Origin of the sequence: Marinobacter profundi (genome assembly GCF_002744715.1) — a bacterium.
Lineage (GTDB): Bacteria > Pseudomonadota > Gammaproteobacteria > Pseudomonadales > Oleiphilaceae > Marinobacter > Marinobacter profundi.
The window spans coordinates 446358-467151 of record NZ_KZ319369.1 but is presented as its reverse complement, the minus strand read 5'-3'; the positions used below and the strand labels follow the sequence as shown (position 1 = coordinate 467151).

Here is a 20794-nt window from a genome sequence, read left to right as displayed (position 1 = left end):
GCTCAAGGACGCCACCCCATGCCCCCAGAACGGACTCCCACTGAGCCCATGGCCGCCTACCGGCTGCCACCCGACGCGGTCATCACCGCCCTCGGCAGCGATCCACGGCGCGGACTGAGTGATAACGAAGCGCGCGCCCGCCTCGAGCGGGATGGCCCCAACCAACTGACGCCAACCCGACCAGTGCCGGGCTGGCGCAAGCTACTCGCGCAGTTCAGCGACGTACTGGTCATTCTGCTGCTGGTTGCTGCCGGTATTTCGCTGGCACTGTGGCTGTTTGAGCGCGACTCGGAACTGCCCTACGAAGCCATCGCCATTCTCACCATCGTGCTGCTCAATGCGGCCATGGGCTTTATCCAGCAAGCCCGGGCGGAACAGGCTGTGGCGGCACTGCAACGGATGTCCGCCGCCCAGGCCAGGGTGATCCGCAACGGCCAGCAAATGGCCATAGCGGCCAGCGAGGTGGTAGCGGGGGACATCATTCTGCTGGAGGAAGGCGACACCGTCCCTGCGGACGGCCGGCTGCTCCAGTCGGTCGCCCTGCAAACCTCCGAGGCCGCACTTACCGGCGAAAGCCTGCCGGAATCCAAAGATCCTGAAACCATTACCGGAGAGGTCGCCGTTGGTGACCGCCAGAACATGGTGTTCAGCGGAACAGCGGTCACCTATGGCCGGGGCAAGGCGATCGTCACCGCGACCGGAATGCAGACCCAGACGGGCCGGATTGCCGGCATGCTGGAAGAGGCGCCGCCGGAAACCACGCCGCTGCAGCAGGAGCTGTCCCGGGTGGGCAGGCTGCTTGGTTTGCTAGTGATGGTCATCGCGGCCGTCATGATCACCACCATCATTCTGGTAGAGCATGTCCGGGGCCTGCCCGCGCTGTTCGATGTCCTGATCCTCGGCGTCGCCCTGGCCGTTGCCGCGGTGCCGGAGGGCCTGCCTGCAGTGGTCACCGCAGTGCTGGCACTCGGGGTGCAGCGGATGGCCCGCCGCAACGCCATTGTCCGTCATCTGGCAGCGGTTGAAACCCTGGGTTCGGCGAGCGTGATTGCCTCGGACAAGACCGGCACCCTCACCCGCAACGAAATGACCGTCAGGGCCGTGGTCACCGCCAGTGGCCGGGTTACCCTCGGCGGCACCGGTTATGAGCCGGTGGGCGAGGTGACCGCACACCGCGCCGGCACCACCGGGGCCGATACCGCCGCGCTCGATGACGACTTGCGCCTTGAAGTGGAACGGGCGCTGACCGTGGGCGACCGGGCCACCAACGCAGTACTGCAGGAAGATGATGGTCGCTGGACCATCCAGGGTGATCCCACCGAAGGCGCGCTGATCGTTGCCGCCCGTAAGGCGGGGCTGGCCGATGAGCTGCTCGATGCGCGGTTTGCCCGGGTTGGCGAGGTGCCGTTCTCCTCCGAGCGCAAGCTGATGTCAACCTTGCACACCGATGCCCAACAGCAGGAGTCCATCCAGGTGTTCACCAAGGGCGCGCCGGACGTCCTGCTCGGACGTTGCACACGGGAGCGGATCGGCAAGGCTACCCGGCCACTTACCACCGAACGCCGCAAGGAGATCCTTGCACTCAACGACGGCCTGGCACGGGAAGCCCTGCGCACCCTTGGCGTAGCCGCCCGGGTGCTGCCCGCTGACGGCTTCGGGCCCGACGACATCGGCGAACACGTCGAACAGGACCTGGTGTTCGTCGGTCTGATCGGAATGATCGATCCGCCCCGGGAAGAAGCTACGGCCGCCGTTGCCGAAGCCCGGGCAGCCGGTATCCGTCCGGTGATGATAACCGGCGATCATCCCGTCACCGCTGCGGTCATTGGCCAGGAACTCGGTATTGTCCGTGATGGCCGGGCGGTAACCGGCGCCGAAATCGACAAGATGCCGGACCATCTACTGGAGCAGACGGTTCGCGACGTTTCGATCTACGCCCGGGTCAACCCTGACCACAAGCTGCGCATTGTCAAAGCGCTGCAGAAGGACCGGGCCATCGTGGCGATGACCGGTGACGGCGTCAACGACGCACCCGCGCTGAGAACCGCTGACATCGGCATCGCCATGGGCATTACCGGAACCGATGTATCCCGCGAAGCCGCCGACATCGTGCTGGCGGATGACAACTTCGCGTCGATCGTGGCGGCGGTTGAGGAAGGCCGTGCCATTTTCGCCAACATCCGCAAGTTCCTGCGTTACCTGCTGTCGTCAAATATCGGTGAAGTGATGACCATGTTCTTCGGCGTGTTGCTGGCCGACATCATCGGCCTGACGGCTGCCGGCGGCAGCGGTTTCGCGCTGCCGCTGCTCGCCACCCAGATCCTGTGGATCAATATGGTAACCGACGGCGCCCCGGCCCTGGCCCTGGGCCTTGACCCGGCCTCGCCCGCCGCCATGACCCACCCGCCCCGGCCGCGGCAAGAAGGGGTAATCACCCGCCAGATGTGGGCCGGCATCGCCTTTGTCGGCACGGTGACCGCCGCCGGAACGCTGCTGGTGCTCGACGCCTGCCTGCCCGGCGGACTGATTGAAGGTACGGGGACTCTGGCCTACGCCCAGACCATGACCTTCACCACCCTGGTGTTGTTCTCGCTGTTTACCGTCTTCAACTCCCGCTCGGATGAACTCAGCGCCTTCTGCGGCCTGTTCTCCAACCTCTGGCTGTGGGGCGCTGTGATGCTGTCCCTGCTGCTGCAGGTGGCGGTGGTTTACCTGCCGTTCCTGCAAAAAGCCTTTTCCACGGTGAGCCTGGAACTGGCAGACTGGCTGGCCTGTTTTGCGGTCGCCAGCTCGGTCCTCTGGTTGCGGGAACTGAGCAAGCTGATCAGCCGGTGGCGACACGCTCCACAGGGCCAGTCGGCACCAAGCCACGTATAGACAGGACTGCCCCGGCAGTTCACCCGAAAACACCAATGGAGACCCGAACAATGGCCATTCAGACAGGCGACCGAATTCCCGCCATGGAACTGCAGGTGATGGGCGCAAACGGCCCGGAAAAAGTGAACACCGGTGACCTGTTCGCCGGCAAGAAAGTGGTGCTGTTTGCCGTGCCCGGCGCCTTCACCCCGGGCTGTTCCAAAACCCACCTGCCCGGTTACGTGGTTCATGCCGACAAGATCAAGGCCAAAGGCGTGGACAGCATCATCTGCACCTCCGTCAACGACGTCTTCGTGATGGACGCCTGGGGCAAGGCGCAGAACGCGGAAGAAATCATCATGCTGGCGGACGGCCTCGGCGAGTTCGCCAAAGCGCTGGAGCTGACCCAGGACCGCACTGCCGCCCAGCTCGGCATCCGCAGCCAGCGCTACGCGATGATCGTCAACGATGGCACCGTCGAATTACTGAATGTCGACAGCCAGGGTATCGACAAATCCAGTGCCGAGACCATCCTCGCGGCACTCTGAGCCTGGCCCGGCGCGGCACCTTGCCGCCGCCGGTCAGCCCGCCACGCCGGCGAGGGTCCGGGCGATAACCTTCAGCCGTTGCGCCCGGCACACCGCCAGCAGTGGCGTGGTACCGGCCACATCGCCATCGGCGGTAATGGTCTTGGGTTTACGGGTGTAGATGGCGCAACGCCTGCCCTTGAGGTGAATCATGGTACTGGTTCGCCGGGGCGCCTTGCGGCTGAGCTGAACTGTCAGGAAGGTGAGCAGGAGCTGGAGCAGCGGACGGGGACGCACCGCAATCACATCCAGCTGTCCATCGTTGGCAGCGGCGCCGGGCACCTGGTTACCACCACCGAAAAAGGCGCCGTTGGCAACGGCCACCGATAGCCAGCGCCCCTCCACCTGGCCCTTGTCACACTGGATGGTGGCCCGGAATCCCCGGCGTGCATTGATGCGCTGCAGTAACCCCGCAACATAGCTGTAACGGCCAAGCAGCCGTTTGGCGTGGTTCGAAGACTGCCGCACCGGCAAGGTCCCCAAGCCGATGTGGGCCACATTGAGAAACAACTGGTGACCGAACTCCACCACATCGACATGCTGCACGGGTCCGTCGGCAACCAGCCGGCACAGGTCGGCGGGGTCCTCCGGCAGTTCGAGATTGCGGGCAAAGTCGTTGGCGGTGCCTGACGGCAAGACCCCCAGGGTCGCCCCGGTGCGGAGACACAGGCGAGCCATGTGGTTGACCGAGCCATCGCCCCCGGCCACCAGTACCACGTCGTCAGCGCCGACCTGCTGTTGCCAGCGCTCATCCTGCGGATCACCGCACTCGGGGTGGTGAATGCCGGCAGCCGCCAGGTGCGCCAGCCAGAAGTCCCGGTTCCGCCGGTTATCGCCGGCCTGTGGGTTGGCAACCAGCCAATGCGTCATTGAACCCTGCTCTCTGTTCGGTACTGCCCTGTTNGTCCTGCCCTGTTCAGTCCTGCCCTGTTCAGTCCTGCCCTGTTCAGTCCTGCCCTGGACAACCAACCGGGGTGGTCCGCCCCCTGTCCGGTTAACCATAGCGCAACGGCCACCGGACGGAAGCTTATAAATCCTTAATGAAGCACCAACAAAGAGAGTCGCCGGTAGGGTCAGGGAGCGGTTAGAATCGACTTCAGTTTCTGGGTGAGCTCCACCGCTTCACTGCCGAGATTGGTCAGGTAACCACCGTCGACTTGGGTAATCAGCCCCTTGTCATGCAGGCGGCGGGCAGCGTCCACGGTGTCTGGCGGCGCCGAGTGCTGGTGTACCTTCAGCCCCTCCTGGTGGGACGTGGTGTCGAACAGTGACAGCAGGTTAAGTTCGGCAATCTGTTCTGGCGAAAAGGGCATAATGATTCCTCGCAGCTCATGTCAGCTATTGGTCAGGTGTTTTTTCTTCCGAATCCTTATTAACTTCTACACGACGGAAGCGGATTCGACAAAGAGAATGTTCAGCGATGAAATTGTCCCGGATAATCAGTAACCAGAACGGTACCAGCCGTCAGCGTGCCAATGCCCTGATTGCGGCGGGTCGGGTCACGGTCAATGGGCAGGTATGTCGCGAGCCACAACAGGAGGTCGACCGGTTCGCCAGCGTGACCGTCGACGGCGCGGTGATCCGTCATGCTGCCCCGGCCCGCTACCTGATGCTCAACAAACCGGCTGGCTACCTGAGCGCCACGGTGGACGACACCCACCCCACGGTTCTGGACCTGTTTGCCCCCGAACTGCGGGCCGGCCTGCACATTGGTGGCCGTCTGGACCGTGCCAGTACCGGCCTGCTGATCGTCACCAATGACGGCAACTGGTCGCGCCGGCTTACCGAACCCCGCATCAAAATTCCCAAGGTCTATCGCGTGACCACCGGGGCCGCGATTACCGCGGAGGCCCACCGGCGCTTCGCCGAGGGCATCTGGTTCGAGTACGAACAACTGAGGACCTCCCCCGCCCATATCGAACAGCTGGCCGAATGCCAGGCCCGGGTGACCATCTACGAGGGCCGCTATCACCAGGTAAAACGCATGTTCCATGCGGTCGGTAACCGCGTCACCTCGCTGCACCGGGAAAGCATGGGCGGGATCCGGCTGGACCCCGGGTTGCAGCCCGGACAGTATCGCGAACTGACCGCGGCGGAAGTCGCCTCGGTGGCGGCAGCCGATCCGGTCGGCACCACACTGGAACACCACTGCGCCCCAACCAGCACTTCACCCGTCTAGAACCGGCACAAAAAAGGCCGGGTGTCGCCACCCGGCCAAAGATTAACCGCAGATCGTCAGGGTTATCATTCGATCAGTCGCTGACCGGGCTCTCCTTCATTGCTGCGTTCATGCGGCGGCGCAGCAAGGGGCCAACCAGATACGGCAACGCCAGGCCCAGAGCGGCAATACCCCAGAGGGTGATCGACAGCGGGCTGGACCACAGCACGCTCCAGTCCCCGTCCGACAGCACCAGGGCGTGTCCCAGGTTCTTCTCCATTTCCGGCCCCAGCAGCATGCCGAGGATAATCGGCACCAGCGGAATCTCCAGCTTGCGCAGCAGGTAACCGGCCACCCCGAACGCGACCATGAAGTACAGGTCGAAGGTGCTGTGGCTGATAGAGTAGATACCGACGAAGGCAACCATGGTCACAATGGGCAACAGGTACATCGGCGGAATCGACAGCAGCCGGACAAAGAAACCCACCAGGGGAATGTTCAGCAACAGCAGCAGCACGTTACCCACCAGCAACGCCGCGATAACGCCCCAGACAATGTCGGCATTCTGGGTGAACATCAGCGGACCGGGCGTGATGTTCAGGGAGATCAGCATCGCCAGCAGTACCGCGGTGGTGCCGCTGCCGGGCACGCCCAGGGTCAGCATGGGCACCAGGGCGCCGGAGGAGGCGCCGTTGTTGCCGGCTTCCGGTGCGACCACACCCCGGATGTCACCCTCGCCGAAGCGGGCCTTGCGGCCGAGGATCTGCTTCTCCAGGGTATAGCTGATGAAGCTGCCCAGCGAGGCGCCCGCACCCGGCAGCACACCGGCAATAAAACCCAGTACACCGCCCCGCAACTGGGTTGGAACGGTACTGATCAGCTCTTTCGGCGTCAGCGTCAGTTTGCCGATCTGGACACTCTTGCGCCCCTTGCCGAGGCGGGACTCAACAAAGAACAGCAGTTCCGAGATGGCAAACAGGCCGACAATGGCAAGAATGAAATCGATACCTTCATACAGTTCGAGGACACCGAAGGTGTAACGCTGCGTGCCGGTGGAGATATCGATACCAACGGTGGCAACCATGATACCCAGGGTGGCCGCAATCACCGTCTTCATCGGGTTCTTGCCGGTAATCCCGCCAAGGGTGGCAAACGCCAGCAGGAACAGGGCGAAGTATTCCGCCGGACCGAACGTCAGGGCGAACCTGGCCAGCACCGGCGCCAGCATGATCAGGCCAATCGTCCCGATCAGGCCACCGGTAAACGACGCAATGGCGGACACCGCCAGGGCGTCGGCCGCCCGCCCCTTCTGCGCCATCGGGTAGCCGTCCAGGCAGGTCATCATTGCCGGCTCGTCGCCGGGAATGTTCAGCAGGATCGACGAGATCCGGCCGCCGTACATGGCTCCGGCGTACACCGACGTCAGCAGGATCATCGCGGTTTCCGGCGGCAGGCCGAGGGTAAAGGCCAGCGGAATCAGGATGGCGACGCCGTTGGCCGGACCCAGTCCCGGCAGACAACCGATCAGGGTGCCGACAAACGCCCCGAACAGGGCAAACATGAGGTTGTAGGGGGTCAGCGCTACGGCAAACCCCTCCATGAGAAAGCCCAGGGTTTCCATCAGTTCACCTCCAGCAGGCCGGCCGGCAAACTCAGGGACAGACCATAATTAAACAGCACAAAGACTACTACGGCGCTGACCAGCCCGGTCAGAAAGGCCCGCTGCGGCGCGGCGCCCATCCGCCAGCTGAGAGTGCCAACCGCCAGTGTGGTCGCGATGACGAAGCCCAGCGGCTCCAGCAGCAGCGCATAGACCACCAGCACCACCAGGGAAACCACCAGCTCAAGCGCCGATTTGCCAAGCGGCCAGCGGGCGTCGGGATCCGGCTTGATCATCAGGTAAAGACTGCCCGCCACCAGCACCACCGCCAGGATGGTGGGAAAGGTGTCCGGGCCCACGGCCTCGGCGCCACCGAACGGCTCGGGCCACTGTTGGGCGGCCCAGCCATAGGCGACAGCGAGAACCAGCAGACCGAGTCCGAGAATGCGATCACCGAGACTGGTCATTTCAGCAACCCGATTTCACGGGACAGGTTCTCAATATCCTGCACCTGGGTACGGACGAAGCTGTCGAATTCGTCAGCCGGCGGATGGAAGGGAATCAGGCCGTTACTCTTCATCACCTGCTTCCACTCTTCGCTGGCGTAGAGGGTATCAACGGCGTCGACCCAATACTCCCTCGCCGCATCGTCGGCGCCTTTGGGCATGTAGAAACCGCGCCAGTTGGGGCCGACAGCATCAATACCCTGCTCTTTGGCCGTCGGAATGTCGCTGAACTGGCCCGGCAGGCGCTCTTCGGCCAGCACCGCCAGTACCCGCAGGTCACCGGATTCCATGAAACCGGTGGCTTCCGAGATATCGCCGGTGAATGCGTCCACCTGGCCCCCGACCACCTGGGTCATGGCCTCGCCACCGTTGTTGTAGGACAGGTAGGGAATGGCTGGCAGCTTGCCGGCTCCGGCCGCCTTGGCGGCAATCAGCACTTTCAGGTGATCCCAGCCACCACGGGCACTACCGCCGGCAAACTTGACCGACTTGGGATTGGCCTTTACCGCCGCCATCAGCTCGGTCAGGTTCTGGTAACGGGAGTTCTTGCCCACCGCGATGATGCCGTAATCGGCCCCCAGGGCACCGACCCAGGTCACCATATCAGCGTCCATGCCGGGGAACTGACGCTGGGCCAGACGGGTGGTGGTGGCGGTGGATGCGGCAACCAGCAGCTTGTTGTCTTCAGCGCGCTTGCTCACGGTATGGGCGTAGGCCACGCCACCGCCGGCACCCGCCATGTTGACGGTCTGCACGCTGCCGCTCACCAGGCCGAGCTGCTGGAGCACGTTACCCACGCTGCGGCAGGTAAAATCCCAACCGCCACCGGGATCGGCGGGGGCAAGACATTCTACTTTTCCGGACGGTTGCCAGGCCATGGCAGACATACTGAAAGCGGCCACGGCCACAAAAGACAGGGTTCGTTTGATCAACATTGTTGTTACCTCACGTTTGTTGTTGTGATCTCCACCAGACCGCATTCAGGGATGGGAGACGGCACCGGCAGGATTCAGCAAACAGGTTAAAAGCTGACCAGCCGGCCATGAAGCTTGTGGGCGTATTGCGTATAAAGGCCTTTTGCTGCGTTTTGGGCATAAAGTTCACGGGCAAATCCCCGCCGGCTGATCTACCCTGAACGACTAACCACAAGAACTGCCCCGACGGCCGTGTTGCATAAGCTCAAACTCAAGACCCGCATGATTCTCACCCTGGGACTGGTCAGCGCCCTGCAGACCGGTCTCATTGGTGCCTTTGCCGGCTACTACCTCAGCGAATCGCTGTACGACGAGATTGGCCAGCGCGCCCTGATGGTCGCCAAGACCGTCGCCGCCAGTCCGGCGGTCATTGCCGGAATACAGCAACGGGATATCACCCGCCTTAACGATCTGGCCGGACGCCTGGCCAGCACCAACGAAGCCTTGTTCATCGTAATCGGTGACCACAACGGGATTCGCCTGGCCCACCCGGACCCGGGCCGGATTGGCCATTCGATGGCCGACGATGACGGTGACTATGGCGAACGCGCCCTGCAGGATGGTGACGCTTATGTGGCACTGGCCCGCGGCAGTCTTGGCAACTCCATGCGCGGCAAGGCCCCGGTAACAGACCTGGTGGGTGGTGAGATCGTCGGCATTGTCTCGGTTGGCTATGGCGTGGACCAGGTTGAGGCAAGGATCCAGCGCTACAACCTGGTGCTGTACGGAGTGGTCGGGGTCATGCTGCTGTTCAGCGTGCTGGCAGCCATAGCCATTGCGGCCCGTTTCAAGCGGGCGATCTTTGGCCTGGAACCGGAACAGATCGCCCGCCTGTTCGAGGAGCAGGCCGCCACCCTGCAATCGGTGCGGGAGGGGATCATCGCCATCAATCGGGAAGGCGTCATCACCACGGTCAACCGCACCGCGCTGGAAACCCTTGGCCTGCAGCCCGACACCCCGATGGTGGGGCGCCCGCTGCAGGAGGTGCTGCCCGAAAGCGACCTGCAGTCGGTGCTGGAGACCGGCATCCCGGATTTCGACCGGGAAGTCTGGTTACATGGCCGCCAGATGATCGTGAACCGGCTTCCGGTGCGCCAGGGCAATGAGATTATCGGGGTGGTCGCCAGCTTCCGCCTGCGGGACGAGGTAGACCAGGTCAGCCGCCAGCTCACCCGGATCCGCCAATACGCCGACACCCTGCGCAGCCAGACCCACGAATACTCCAACAAATTGCACACCATTGCCGGCCTGATCCAGCTCGGCGCCAACGAAGAGGCCCTGGCCCTGATCGGCAGCGAGGTCAGCGACCACCAGGCCCTGCTCCACCTGCTGCTCGACGCCGTCCCCGACCCGGTGATTGCCGGCTGCCTGCTGGGCAAATACAACCGGGCGCGGGAAATGGGGCTGAAGCTGGAGATTGATCCGGGCAGCCAGATGGCGGACCTTCCGCCACAGCTGCCCCGTGACCAGCTGGTCAGCGTGCTTGGCAACCTGCTTGATAACGCCCTTGAAGCGACCCGCCGCCATCATGGCGAGGGCGGCACCGTACACCTCAGCATGACCGACCTGGGCCAGGAGCTGATCTTTGAAGTGGACGACCAGGGCGCGGGCGTGCCGGAGTCACTGCACGATCATATCTTCGAAAAGGGCGTCAGTACCAAGCCGGGAGAACAGCACGGCATCGGGCTGTTTCTGGTGCAGCAGTTCATCAACCGCTGGGGAGGTTCGGTAACCGTCGAGAAGCTGCAGCCGGCCGGTAGCCGGTTTACCCTGTACCTGCCCAAGACACCACAGCAAGAGGCCACCGTGTGACACCGATCCGAGTTCTGATCGTCGAGGATGACCGCAAGATCGCCGAAATCCAGCGCCGTTTCGTCGAACGCCTGGATGCGGTGGAACTGTGCGGCATTGCCCATACCCTGGCCGATGCCCGCGACCTGACCGAGGTATTCGCCCCGGACCTGATGCTACTGGACGTCTACCTCCCGGATGGCAACGGTCTGGAGTTATTGCGGGAACTCAGGGCCAGCGACAGCGCCACCGACGTCATCCTGATCACCGCCGCCAAAGAAGTCGATACCCTGCGCAGTGCCCTGCGCGGCGGGGTCTTCGACTATATCCTCAAGCCACTGGTCTTCGAACGGCTGCAGGAGGCGGTCGATCGTTACCGCACCCACCTGGAAACCCTCTCCACTCTGCGCCAGGTCGCCCAGCGGGAGGTGGATGCCTTGCTGCCGCGGGGCGGCAGCGACGCCACTGCAGAACTTCCGCCGCGCCTGCCCAAAGGCATCGACAGCCTGACGCTTGATCGAATTCGCGAGGTGGTGAGCCAGGGCGGCCACTGGAGTGCCGAAGACGTTGGCGCCGCCATGGGTGCCTCACGGACCACCGCCCGCCGCTACCTGGAATACCTGGTGGGAACAGGCGAACTGACCGCTGACGTCAGTTACGGCAGCGTTGGGCGGCCGGAGCGCCGTTACTGCCTCACGACCAGCGGTTGAACCTGGCTCAGTGACGTCCGGCGGGCCGGGTTACCACCAGCGCCACGCCGATGATCGACAACACGCCACCGAGCATTGCCAGCCAGCCCAGCCGCTCGTCAAACAGCCAGAACGCCTCGACGGCGGTTACCGGCGGCACCAGGTAGAACAGGCTGGCTACCTGGGAGGCAGCACCGCGACGGATCAGCCACATCAGTAACAGGATGGCACCAACGGACAGGAACAGCACCAGCCAGGCGAGGGATAACTGCAGGGGCAGCGCCCAGACGACCTCCCGGGTCTCGAGGGTGAAAGCCCCCAGGGCAAACAGCGCCGATGCCGCGGTGTACTGGATGAAGGTGCCGGTCAGCAGGTCAATCTGCCCGCCGTGCTTTTTCTGGTAGACCGTGCCCAGCGATATGCCTGCCAACGCCAGCAGCGCCACCATCAATGTCCAAAGCGGAAAGCCGCCCAGTTCCCCCGGGCTGCCCAGTTTCTCCGCGAGCACCAGGCTGACCCCACATAACCCCAGTATCAGCCCTGTCCATTGCCGCACGGCCACCGCCTCCCCCAGCACCAGCACCGCTGCCAATGCCGTTACCAGCGGCTGCAGGCCCACGATCAGCGACACGATCCCGGACGGCATGCCGCCATCAATGGCGTAGAACACCCCGCCCAGGTAACAGCCATGCACCAGCAGCCCGGTAATGGCGGTGTGGCCAACCCCACGCCAGCCGGGCCACCGCGCCTTCATCAGCCAGACCAGCCCACCCAGCAGCACCAGCGTACTGAGCATGCGGATCAGTAACAGGGTGAACGGTTCGGCATAGGGCAGCCCGTACTTGGCACCGATAAACCCGGTACTCCACAACCAGACAAACAGGGCAGGAACAGCGTAAGCGTAGAAGACAGCAGGCATAATGGGCCGGGAAGCTCCCCGTGGCACAGTGGATGGGCGATCAGTCCGTCAAGGTACAGCGCTCAAAGATTTGCAGGCAAACATCGACAGTGACGGACAAAGTTTCGAGGGTGGCCGCCCTTGCCCGCCCCTCCGGGCTGGCGCGATAGAGGTGGGGGGTCATCGCCAGCAGATCGGCGATCGGTCCGGCGCCCGCGAGGTGCAGGGTAAAACGCAGGTCTTCCGTGCCGGCACGACGAAAACCGTCGGGGGCCCGGGTGATTGTCTTCGAGTCCTCCCTGACGGAGGGATAAATGATCTCCCGCAGTTCGCGGAGATGATCCTGACCGGCGTCCACCTGCAGCAGTTTGCCACCCGGCCGGAGAACGCGGGCGAACTCGGAATAGACCGGAAAGCCAAAGAGGCACAGGATGCGGTCAAGGGAGGCCGGCAGCACCGGCAGGTTGGCATTACTGCCCACCACCCAGCTCGGCCGCCTGTCCTGCCTGGCCGCCGCCAGCACCGCCCACTTGGAAATATCGAGACCGAGGGTCGCCAGGGTATGACTGTCACCGGCCACCGCAGCCAGGCGGCGCAGGTAATAACCTTCTCCGCAGCCGGCGTCCAGGCAAGCCAGCGTGCTCCCGGGTGAAACGCCCTCGAGGGCGGCCCGGGCGACCGCATCGGCAATCGGCTGGTAATAGCCGGCATCCAGAAAGCGCTGGCGTGCCGCGACCATGTCCTTGCTGTCGCCCGGCTCCCGCGAGCGTTTGTTCTGCACGGGCAGCAGATGCACATAGCCCTGGCGGGCAATATCAAAGTTGTGATTACCGGCACAGCGCCAGGCCGCACCTTCACGGTGGAGGGGAACGCCGTCCAGGGGACAGGCCAGCGCTTCAAACGGGACGATACTCATTGGCCGGTTTCCTGACGATGGGTTAGGCAGCACAGACCGGCCAGGCAATGCCAGGGCCGGACCGAGGATTATACCCGTCCGGCCACCCCGTTATCACCGTCAGATCGAAATGACTTTGCTGACCACTTCTGACCAGCGGCTGCGGTTGCCCTCGGCATCCAGGGTACGGACCGCAAAGTACCAGGTGCCGGCGGACAGCTCGTCAATCAGCAGTTCATCCACATAGGCGTCACCTATTGCCAGGCTCTGGCTGAGGTTGTCCGGTGACGGGCCATAGCCCACCTCATAACCGGCAATCTCCCCCATGCTCAGGCTGACCCCGTTCTCCCGCGTCAGCGGCGCCTGCCAGCTCAGCAGGGCGGAGTTGGCGGGCAGCCCCGCCACGGTATCACCTGTAGCGCCGGTCGTGCCGGAACCGTCGGCAACGGTGCTGCCGTCGGTGCCATAAACACCGGCAATCGTCTTGAAGCGCTGCACATTACGGTATTCGACAATGACAAGTTTCTGGCTCAGGGTCCCGGACGCCACGGTCTGTTGCAGATCGGAGGCCTGCACGGCAGCCGCCGCGAGGATGTCCGACAGCGCCAGGTTACTGCCATCACCCAGAATCGCCAGCTGTCCCGTTTGGGTAATCTGGCCCGCCATGTCATCCAGCACATCACCCAGGGATGACCATCTGGCGTTGTTATTCACAACTGCGAGGAACGCCGCATTCATCACCGCAACCTGCAGGGCATCGGCGGACACATCACCCGCCTGATCGAGTTGCGTCAGGTCCGGCGGTGCCAGCCGCAGGGCACCGGCGCTGAGTCCGAACCAGTTTTCAACCGTCTGGTACGCGGCCTGCAGGGATTCCGGGGAGTAACCGTTGGTGGCACGCTCAGCCAGTGCAATGGCCAGTTGCGACAGCGGGGTCAGATAGATTGCGTCCCGGGTGAGATCGCCGGCGCCCCGCAGCACAATGGCGCTATCCAGCTGGAAGGGCTGGCCAAACGCCACCGCTTCTCCGCTGGCCTGTTCGCAGGCAGGGACTACATCACAAACCATCCGGGTACTGGCATCGGCGGTCAGCTCTACCAGCGCCCAGCCTTCGGCCTGGCCCCGCAGCCGCAGCTCGTAGCGACCATCATTGTCGGTACGGACCGGCTTTGCGGCCAGACGGTCGAGCTGATAGGTTCCGGACTTGTCGGACACCAGTCGGTTGGCAGTTACCAGTCCCTGCCGGATCACCCCCTTCACCGCCGCGCCGGCGACGCGAACCTCGGGCTGGTCGGTTGCCGCAGTCTGGGACGACATCCGGTTGTCTGTGCTGCTGTCGGCACTACTGCCGGCCAGACCACACCCGGAGATAAAGGCGACCAGAGGAAGGGTCAGCAGTCCCTGCTGCACGCGTTTCTTGACGTTCGAAGACATGATTTCGTACCGGATCTCAGTTTTGGTACAAAAATCCTAGATCTCCGGGCGGCTGTTTTTTGAGCAGTACATCTGCTTTTTGACACGCAATTCGTCAACAATTTGACGCTTACAAAAGCGCACTCAATGCCACGAAAGGTCACAATGAATTCAGCCTGGCCATCAGCCAGCAAGACTATGTTTTTGCATTAAAAAATATTGGAAACACCGGTCACGCCGGGCGCTGCCGGTGACCAGTTCCCCGCCCGGCCGCAGAGGGCGGTTACAAATTCAAACGAAGCCCGACGGGCTTATAGTCAGAGGGAGCTTCCGCCATTTCCTGATAAACGATTGATCCTACAATCCAGTCGCGAACAGCCATACTTCCATTGAACCGGGTTGCGAAAAACGTCATATGGAGGGCCACGCCATGATCAGCCAGAAACTCCGCAGCTACCTGGACAACCACCAGGTGCTGTACCAGACCAAGCCACATGTCCCGACAGCGGATGCCATGCGAACCGCGCAGGCCACCCACACACCGGGCCGCGAATTTGCCAAGACCGTTCTGATCAAGGCAAATGACCGGATGCTGATGACCGTCATGCCGTCGACAGACCGGGTGCACCTTGACGAGCTGAAACAGGCGCTCGGCGAGCAGAACCTGGCACTGGCAACGGAAGACGAAATGCTCGCCGCGTTTCCGGATTGTGAAGTAGGCGCGATGCCACCGTTTGGCAATCTGTACAACATGGAAGTCTTCGTCAACGAGCACCTGCGGCGGGACGAGAAGATTTCCTTCAATGCGGGCAGTCACGATGAGGTGATGCAGATGAGCTACCAGGACTTTGAGCGCCTGGTTCATCCGCACGTGGTGCATTTCTGAGGCTACAGCAGCATCAGAAAAAATAGTAGGCGATAAGCTGCAAGACGATCAGCAGGGCCAGCAGCGGGAAAATAAACCGGCTCAGCCTGCGATAGTCTTGCGGCTTGCCTTTGGGCGAAAATTTCTCCAGTAGCGGGACCAACACGAACAACGCCGCAAACAGTACCGCCAGAATGATCAGCAAGGTCTGCATCACTCCCTCCCCGATAACCTCACCGCGGGGCGGGCGCCACCCCGGTCAGATGCTGTTGTTGCGCTTGTCCGAATCCCGCTCGATCTGCTGTTCCGCCTCATTCCAGCGTTTTGACAAGGCCTCGTAGGCTTCGGAAAAGCCCTGTCGCGCCCGTTCCCAGGCCGACGCCGAACTGGCTTTCAGCTCATCGTACCAGGACTGGACCCGAGCCCGCTGTTCCCGCAACGACTCCAGGCTTTTACGGGAGCGTTCCCGCGCCAGCTCACTCATGTCGTCCCAGTTCTCCTCGAGTTCCTTGTCCAGGGTCTCGATACGGGCATCGATCGCATCCAGCGTCCGGTTGATCGCATCCTCGGCCTGATCCTTCTGCTCGGCACCGTAGGACTGCAGCGCCTGGCCCAGCTCGCGGGTTTCCTCCTGCAGGGTCTCGACCGACGAATCCCCGGTCTCCTCGGCCCGGAGTACACCGCCCGAGGCCAGGGCCAGCGCAAGAACCGGCATAAGGACCAGAGATGTTACCTTGACATGTTTTGCCATTTTCCTCTCCCGGCAGACAGCGACTCACGAAAGATCGTCTGCACCTGTTCCAACAGTGTAGAAGCCGGCGGCCCTGGCGTCCTTACCCGCACATTACATCTCCGCCACCCCGTGCCGGGTAGCGGATCAACCGAAGGCCAGCCAGGCGCCTACCAGCACCATCAGGCTGCCGGCAACCCGGTTAACCACCCGCACACCACCGCCATTCTGCAAGGCCCGCCGCAGGGTGCGGCCGCCATGGGCGTAGAGTTGCAGGCAAAGGAATTCCAGCCCGAGAATAATCAGTACCAGTGCCGCCAGCTGGGGGGCCATGGGTAAGGTACTGTCAATAAACGGAGGCAGCAGGGCGATAAAAAAAGCCCAGCCCTTGGGGTTGGCAATGGCGGTCACGAAACCCTGCAACGCCAGTTGCAGCCTGGAACTCAGCACCGGTACGGTGTCTTCTTCCGGCATTGCCATCTTGCCCCGCGACTGCCACATCTGCAGCCCCAGCCAGGCCAGGTACACGCCGCCGGCATACTTGAACACGGTAAAAGCCGTCGGGTACTGCAGCATGAAGGTAGCAACGCCGATCGCCGATGCGGTGGCCACCAGGCCGACACCCAGCAACTCCCCCACCATCATCCACATGGCCCGCCGCACACCGATGGTAATACCCAGGGACAGCGCCAGCGTCATGCACATGCCGGGGGTGATGGACACCATGAAGAACGTCGGGATAAAGGCAGACAACAGGTGGACATTCAGGACTAACAATTTCGGGGGCTCACTCAGCTGGCGGAAGTTGGCGGCTACCGGATACCGGTGCGGAACCCGGTAGCGGTGAAAGGTTGACCCTGAACTATCCGACTCTGCGATGGCGTTTGCAATCCCCGGGGCGCAGGAATACCGGGGACAGACCGAAGGTCAGTCCCCAGCACATCACCGCCCAAGGGGACTGACCTTCGGTCTGTCCCCGCTCGTCAACAACAGCCGCCGCGTTATTCCGAGGCGGCAATCAGGCTGGCGTTACCGCCCGCAGCCGTGGTGTCGACACACAGGTGGCGCTCGATGACGTAGCGCTGGTCAAGAGTGTGTTCGGTAATCAGCGGCAGCAACGCGCCGGCCCGCTGTGCCAGCGCCTGGCGATACTCCCGCAGCAGCGCCGGCTCGCCACAGCTCACCACCGCCTCGAAACCGGTTACCGTCGCCAGTGCCTCGGGCACCAGCAGGCCGTCACTGCCCACGATGGGCAGTCCGGCGTTGGCGGCGCGGTTAACGGTATCCTCAACGCCCGGCGCAATCACCACCACCTTGTTGCCCTGTGACAGGGCCGTCGCAGCCTGCTCCAGTGCGGTTTGCTGATCCGGGCCAAGGCACAGCACCACACCGCGGGCATGGTTGGAGAGCCGGTTGAGCTCGCCGGTCGGCCCCGGCATGTCCTCCGGATGGGCATCCAGCGGCGCCGGCACCTTACCGAAGATCGGCTCCAGTGCCGCCAGACGGGCATCCGGTGCCGGTGCGGCGAGCGCATCCAGTTTGCCGAGCAGTTTCTGCAACGCCTTGCCGTCCACCGCACGGGCGCCGGCTTCCGCCGCGCGCTCAACCGTCGCCGCTTGCAGGAAGCGGCGCACATACTGCGGTCCGCCCGCCTTGGGGCCGGTACCCGACAGGCCCTCGCCACCGAAGGGCTGGGAGCCCACAATGGCACCGATCTGGTTGCGGTTGACGTAGGTATTGCCTACCCGGATGCGGCTGGCAATACGTTCGACGCGGCGGTCCACGCGGCTGTGAATACCGAAAGTCAGGCCGTAGCCCTTGGCGTTGATGGCATCCACCACCTTGTCGATATCCCTGGCTTCGAAGGTTGCAACATGGAGCACCGGGCCAAAGATTTCCTCTTCCAGCTCCTCGATGCCACTCACACTCAACACTGCCGGCGAGACAAACAGCCCGCTCTCCGGCACCGGCAGCTTTTTCAGCAGACGGCCATTCGCTTCAAACTTCGCGCAGTGGTCGACTATTTTCTTCTTCGCGGTCTCGTCAATCACCGGCCCCACATCGGTGGACAGCAGCCAGGGATCGCCGATGCCCAGCTCTTCCATGGCGCCGTAGAGTATTTCCAGCAAGTGTCCGGCAATGTCCTTCTGCACATACAGCATGCGCAGGGCGGAGCAGCGCTGGCCGGCACTCTGGAACGAGGACGCCAGCACGTCCCGCACCACCTGCTCGGGCAGTGCGGTGGAATCCACGATCATCGCGTTCAGACCACCGGTTTCCGCCACCAGCGGCGCATCCGGCGCCATGTTTTCGGTCATCGCCCGGTTGATGCGCTGCGCCGTTGCAGTCGAGCCGGTAAAGCACACACCCGCAATGCGGGAGTCCGAGGTCACTGCGGCACCGACGGTGGCACCGGTGCCCGGCAGCAGCTGGATCGCCGCCTTCGGAATACCGGCCTGGTGCATCAATTCCACCGCGCGAATGGCGAGCAACGAGGTCTGTTCCGCCGGCTTGGCCACCACCGCGTTGCCAGCCGCCAGGTTTGCCAGGATCTGGCCGGCAAAAATCGCCAGCGGGAAGTTCCACGGCGAGATACAGCACATCACGCCACGGGCGGCTCCGCTGTCCCGGTAACGCAGCCCTTCGTTGGCATAGAACTGGGAGAAATCCACCGCTTCGCGGATCTCGGCAATGGCATCAAGCAGCGACTTGCCGGCCTCCCGGGTGGTCAGCGCGAACAACTCGTGAGCATTCTGCTCGAACAGGTCACCCACCTTGCGGATACAGGCCGCCCGCTCCTCCACCGGGGTGGCGGACCAGGCCTCAAAACCGTCCCGGGCAGCGGCAATCGCGGCATCGATATCTTCCGCCGAGGCCTGGGTCACATGGCCGACCAGGTCGTCCGGATTCGCCGGATTGTGCACTGGCTGAACCTCCGCTCCGGTGACCTCGGCGGCAATCACCGGTCCACCCTGCCAGCGATGGTTACGGAACGCACCGCGGCCAGCCTCGATCTGCGCAACCGTGACCGGATCGGTGATGTCCCAGCCCCTGGAGTTACGGCGCCCGGGACCAAACAGGTTTGCCGGTCGCACAATCGCCTTGCTGGATATGTTCTCACCCATCGCCAGAACAGTATCGACGGGATCCCTGGCAATCTCCTCCGGTGTAATGCGGGTGTCGACGATCTGGTTCACGAACGAGCTGTTGGCGCCGTTCTCCAACAGGCGACGCACCAGGTAGGCCAGCAGATCGCTGTGCTTGCCGACCGGGGCATAAATCCGGCAGGGCACGCCGCTCTCCTGCATCACCTGATCGTGGAGGGACTCCCCCATGCCGTGCAGGCGCTGGAACTCGTAATGGGTCAGCCCCGCGGTCCTGGTCAGCTCCAGAACCGCCGAAACGGAGTGGGCATTGTGGGTGGCAAACTGCGGATAGATGCGATCGGCCATGCCCACCAGCTTTCTGGCACAGGACAGATAGGCAACGTCGCTGCAGGCCTTGCGGGTAAACACCGGAAAATCACTGAGTCCCATCACCTGGGCACGCTTGATTTCGGCGTCCCAGTAGGCGCCTTTGACCAGGCGCACCATGATGCGACGGTCCAGCTTCTCAGCCAGCGCATAGAGCCAGTCCAGGGTATGGGACGCCCGCTTGCCGAACGCCTGCACCACTACGCCAAAACCGTCCCAGCCCGCCAGCTCCGGGTCAGACAGTATGGCTTCAATCACCTCAAGCGAGAGGTCCAACCGGTCCTGCTCCTCGGCATCGATGTTAAAGCCCATGTTGGCGGCGGCAGCCTTTTTGGCCAGCTCAAGGGCACGGGGCATGAGTTCCGCCATCACCCGCTCCTTGTGGCCAAACTCATAACGGGCGTGCAGGGCAGACAGCTTGACAGAGATGCCCGGATTCTTGCGCACGTCGCCCTCGCAGGCCCTGGCGATGCTATCAATGGCAGCGGCATAGGACTCGAAGTAGCGCAGTGCATCGGCATCGGTGCGCGCCGCCTCCCCCAGCATGTCATAGGAGTAGGTGTAGCCCCGCGCCATGTAGCTCTTGGCCTCGGCCTGCGCTTCATCAATGTCCCGGCCGAGCACGAACTGGCGCCCCATTTCCTTCATCGCCTGGCCGGCCACCGTCCGGACCACCGGCTCGCCCAGCCGCTTGACCAGTTTGCGCAGGGTGTCGCCCACGGTATGACGCTCGGAATCCTTCAGCAGGTTGCTGGTCATCAGCAGCGCCAGGGTCGTGGAATTGATAAAGGATGACGACGCCTTACCTACGTGCGCGCCCCAGTTCCCGGAGGTGATCTTGTCCTCAATCAGGGCGTGGATGGTGGTGTTATCCGGCACCCGCAATAAGGCTTCAGCCAGGCACATCAGCGCCACCCCCTCCTTGGTGGTAAGGCCGTACTCGGCGAGGAATTTCTCCATGATGGTAGGCTTGGCGTTCTTGCGTACGCTGCGCACCAGGTCCGCCGCGCGGGCGGAAATGGCCTCACGCTCGGCCCGGGACAACCGGGCGTCAGCAATCAACTCGCGAATCACCTTATATTCGTCAGCCAGGTAGTAGTCACGAATGGCCTGGCGGCTATCGACAAGTGCGGGAGTCGCTGATTGCTGCGGTCTCATAGTTGTACCCTCATAGTTGTTTGTCTCGCTCGCATTCTACCGAGAACGACATAGACTATTTATCTGTAGAATTCGGATACACCCGCCATACTGTCTTTTTTGATCGCCAATATTTTGTTTTTTATCTACGAATATGGCGACATTTAGACGAAATGGCTTAGACCACAAGAAAACGGCGGCGGCACATCCGGTCTTCTCAGC

Annotated in this window: 18 protein-coding genes; 6 read left to right on the top strand and 12 right to left on the bottom strand. The window is 62.9% G+C overall.

The window, feature by feature from the left end; translation table 11 throughout:
• The first annotated feature begins 18 nt into the window (after window positions 1-18).
• Together CLH61_RS07715 and CLH61_RS07710 are read left to right on the top strand one after the other, a co-directional pair.
• Window positions 19-2877, top strand: coding sequence for a cation-translocating P-type ATPase (locus CLH61_RS07715; RefSeq protein ID WP_099614119.1), 2859 nt, complete (start codon window positions 19-21; stop codon window positions 2875-2877).
• 50 nt (window positions 2878-2927) lie between these two features.
• Window positions 2928-3404: a peroxiredoxin gene (locus CLH61_RS07710; RefSeq protein WP_099614118.1), complete on the top strand. Its 477-nt coding sequence runs from the start codon at window positions 2928-2930 to the stop codon at window positions 3402-3404.
• Window positions 3405-3437: 33 nt separating this feature from the next.
• On the opposite strand, the gene CLH61_RS07705 is transcribed toward CLH61_RS07710, so the two are convergent.
• Both CLH61_RS07705 and CLH61_RS07700 read right to left on the bottom strand, forming a co-directional pair.
• Entirely contained in the window at window positions 3438-4313 is an 876-nt protein-coding gene (locus CLH61_RS07705; protein ID WP_099614117.1) for a diacylglycerol/lipid kinase family protein, read from the bottom strand.
• Window positions 4314-4516: 203 nt separating this feature from the next.
• Window positions 4517-4756, bottom strand: a complete 240-nt coding sequence (locus CLH61_RS07700) for a TIGR02647 family protein (RefSeq protein WP_099614116.1) — start codon at window positions 4754-4756, stop codon at window positions 4517-4519.
• Between the two features lie 107 nt (window positions 4757-4863).
• On the opposite strand from CLH61_RS07700, the gene CLH61_RS07695 reads away from it, so the two are divergent.
• The gene (locus CLH61_RS07695; protein ID WP_099614115.1) at window positions 4864-5622 is read left to right on the top strand and encodes a pseudouridine synthase; all 759 of its coding nucleotides are present in this window, start codon (window positions 4864-4866) and stop codon (window positions 5620-5622) included.
• Window positions 5623-5695: 73 nt separating this feature from the next.
• Here the strand turns inward: CLH61_RS07695 and CLH61_RS07690 are convergent, their stop codons facing one another.
• The 3 genes from CLH61_RS07690 to CLH61_RS07680 are packed head-to-tail and all read right to left on the bottom strand — an operon-like array spanning window position 5696 to window position 8642.
• Complete coding sequence (locus CLH61_RS07690; protein WP_099614114.1) at window positions 5696-7222, bottom strand: tripartite tricarboxylate transporter permease; 1527 nt, start codon at window positions 7220-7222, stop codon at window positions 5696-5698.
• Window positions 7222-7668, bottom strand: coding sequence for a tripartite tricarboxylate transporter TctB family protein (locus CLH61_RS07685; protein WP_099614113.1), 447 nt, complete (start codon window positions 7666-7668; stop codon window positions 7222-7224). The genes CLH61_RS07690 and CLH61_RS07685 overlap by 1 nt, the downstream gene beginning before the upstream one ends.
• Window positions 7665-8642, bottom strand: coding sequence for a Bug family tripartite tricarboxylate transporter substrate binding protein (locus CLH61_RS07680; RefSeq protein WP_099614112.1), 978 nt, complete (start codon window positions 8640-8642; stop codon window positions 7665-7667). Before CLH61_RS07680 ends, CLH61_RS07685 begins: the two co-directional genes overlap by 4 nt.
• Window positions 8643-8873: 231 nt before the next feature.
• Here CLH61_RS07680 and CLH61_RS07675 point away from each other — a divergent pair, with 231 nt between their 5' ends.
• Together CLH61_RS07675 and CLH61_RS07670 are read left to right on the top strand one after the other, a co-directional pair.
• A complete protein-coding gene (locus tag CLH61_RS07675) occupies window positions 8874-10493 on the top strand; it encodes an ATP-binding protein (RefSeq protein ID WP_456085552.1) in 1620 nt (539 codons plus the stop codon).
• Window positions 10490-11182 (top strand): response regulator, encoded by a 693-nt coding sequence (locus CLH61_RS07670; RefSeq protein WP_099614111.1) that lies wholly within the window; start codon window positions 10490-10492, stop codon window positions 11180-11182. The genes CLH61_RS07675 and CLH61_RS07670 overlap by 4 nt, the downstream gene beginning before the upstream one ends.
• 7 nt (window positions 11183-11189) lie before the next feature.
• On the opposite strand, the gene CLH61_RS07665 is transcribed toward CLH61_RS07670, so the two are convergent.
• The 3 genes from CLH61_RS07665 to CLH61_RS07655 all read right to left on the bottom strand — a co-directional run bounded on the left by CLH61_RS07665 (window position 11190) and on the right by CLH61_RS07655 (window position 14388).
• Window positions 11190-12080, bottom strand: a complete 891-nt coding sequence (locus CLH61_RS07665; RefSeq protein ID WP_099614110.1) for a DMT family transporter — start codon at window positions 12078-12080, stop codon at window positions 11190-11192.
• A gap of 40 nt (window positions 12081-12120) precedes the next feature.
• Window positions 12121-12975: a putative RNA methyltransferase gene (locus tag CLH61_RS07660; protein ID WP_099614109.1), complete on the bottom strand. Its 855-nt coding sequence runs from the start codon at window positions 12973-12975 to the stop codon at window positions 12121-12123.
• 99 nt (window positions 12976-13074) lie between these two features.
• Window positions 13075-14388, bottom strand: coding sequence for a fibronectin type III domain-containing protein (locus CLH61_RS07655; RefSeq protein WP_099614108.1), 1314 nt, complete (start codon window positions 14386-14388; stop codon window positions 13075-13077).
• Window positions 14389-14797: 409 nt separating this feature from the next.
• Between CLH61_RS07655 and CLH61_RS07650 the strand changes: the two genes are divergently transcribed.
• A complete protein-coding gene (locus CLH61_RS07650) occupies window positions 14798-15253 on the top strand; it encodes an aminoacyl-tRNA deacylase (protein WP_099614107.1) in 456 nt (151 codons plus the stop codon).
• Window positions 15254-15266: 13 nt separating this feature from the next.
• On the opposite strand, the gene CLH61_RS07645 is transcribed toward CLH61_RS07650, so the two are convergent.
• From CLH61_RS07645 to putA, 4 genes are all read right to left on the bottom strand, one after another.
• Window positions 15267-15446 (bottom strand): hypothetical protein, encoded by a 180-nt coding sequence (locus CLH61_RS07645; protein ID WP_099614106.1) that lies wholly within the window; start codon window positions 15444-15446, stop codon window positions 15267-15269.
• 45 nt (window positions 15447-15491) lie between these two features.
• Complete coding sequence (locus tag CLH61_RS07640; RefSeq protein ID WP_228152563.1) at window positions 15492-15983, bottom strand: sll1863 family stress response protein; 492 nt, start codon at window positions 15981-15983, stop codon at window positions 15492-15494.
• Between the two features lie 126 nt (window positions 15984-16109).
• Window positions 16110-16739, bottom strand: a complete 630-nt coding sequence (locus CLH61_RS07635) for a LysE family translocator (protein ID WP_099614104.1) — start codon at window positions 16737-16739, stop codon at window positions 16110-16112.
• A gap of 224 nt (window positions 16740-16963) precedes the next feature.
• A complete protein-coding gene (gene putA / locus CLH61_RS07630) occupies window positions 16964-20593 on the bottom strand; it encodes a bifunctional proline dehydrogenase/L-glutamate gamma-semialdehyde dehydrogenase PutA (protein ID WP_099614103.1) in 3630 nt (1209 codons plus the stop codon).
• Between the last annotated feature and the right edge of the window lie 201 nt (window positions 20594-20794).

Coding starts and splice junctions, on each gene's coding strand:
- CLH61_RS07680 (WP_099614112.1), bottom strand. CDS start 8,642: ATGTTGATCAAACGAACCCTGTCTTTTGTGGCCGTGGCCGCTTTCAGT.
- CLH61_RS07690 (WP_099614114.1), bottom strand. CDS start 7,222: ATGGAAACCCTGGGCTTTCTCATGGAGGGGTTTGCCGTAGCGCTGACC.
- putA (WP_099614103.1), bottom strand. CDS start 20,593: ATGAGACCGCAGCAATCAGCGACTCCCGCACTTGTCGATAGCCGCCAG.
- CLH61_RS07700 (WP_099614116.1), bottom strand. CDS start 4,756: ATGCCCTTTTCGCCAGAACAGATTGCCGAACTTAACCTGCTGTCACTG.
- CLH61_RS07695 (WP_099614115.1), top strand. CDS start 4,864: ATGAAATTGTCCCGGATAATCAGTAACCAGAACGGTACCAGCCGTCAG.
- CLH61_RS07645 (WP_099614106.1), bottom strand. CDS start 15,446: ATGCAGACCTTGCTGATCATTCTGGCGGTACTGTTTGCGGCGTTGTTC.
- CLH61_RS07710 (WP_099614118.1), top strand. CDS start 2,928: ATGGCCATTCAGACAGGCGACCGAATTCCCGCCATGGAACTGCAGGTG.
- CLH61_RS07705 (WP_099614117.1), bottom strand. CDS start 4,313: ATGACGCATTGGCTGGTTGCCAACCCACAGGCCGGCGATAACCGGCGG.
- CLH61_RS07715 (WP_099614119.1), top strand. CDS start 19: ATGCCCCCAGAACGGACTCCCACTGAGCCCATGGCCGCCTACCGGCTG.
- CLH61_RS07660 (WP_099614109.1), bottom strand. CDS start 12,975: ATGAGTATCGTCCCGTTTGAAGCGCTGGCCTGTCCCCTGGACGGCGTT.
- CLH61_RS07665 (WP_099614110.1), bottom strand. CDS start 12,080: ATGCCTGCTGTCTTCTACGCTTACGCTGTTCCTGCCCTGTTTGTCTGG.
- CLH61_RS07655 (WP_099614108.1), bottom strand. CDS start 14,388: ATGTCTTCGAACGTCAAGAAACGCGTGCAGCAGGGACTGCTGACCCTT.
- CLH61_RS07650 (WP_099614107.1), top strand. CDS start 14,798: ATGATCAGCCAGAAACTCCGCAGCTACCTGGACAACCACCAGGTGCTG.
- CLH61_RS07685 (WP_099614113.1), bottom strand. CDS start 7,668: ATGACCAGTCTCGGTGATCGCATTCTCGGACTCGGTCTGCTGGTTCTC.
- CLH61_RS07640 (WP_228152563.1), bottom strand. CDS start 15,983: ATGGCAAAACATGTCAAGGTAACATCTCTGGTCCTTATGCCGGTTCTT.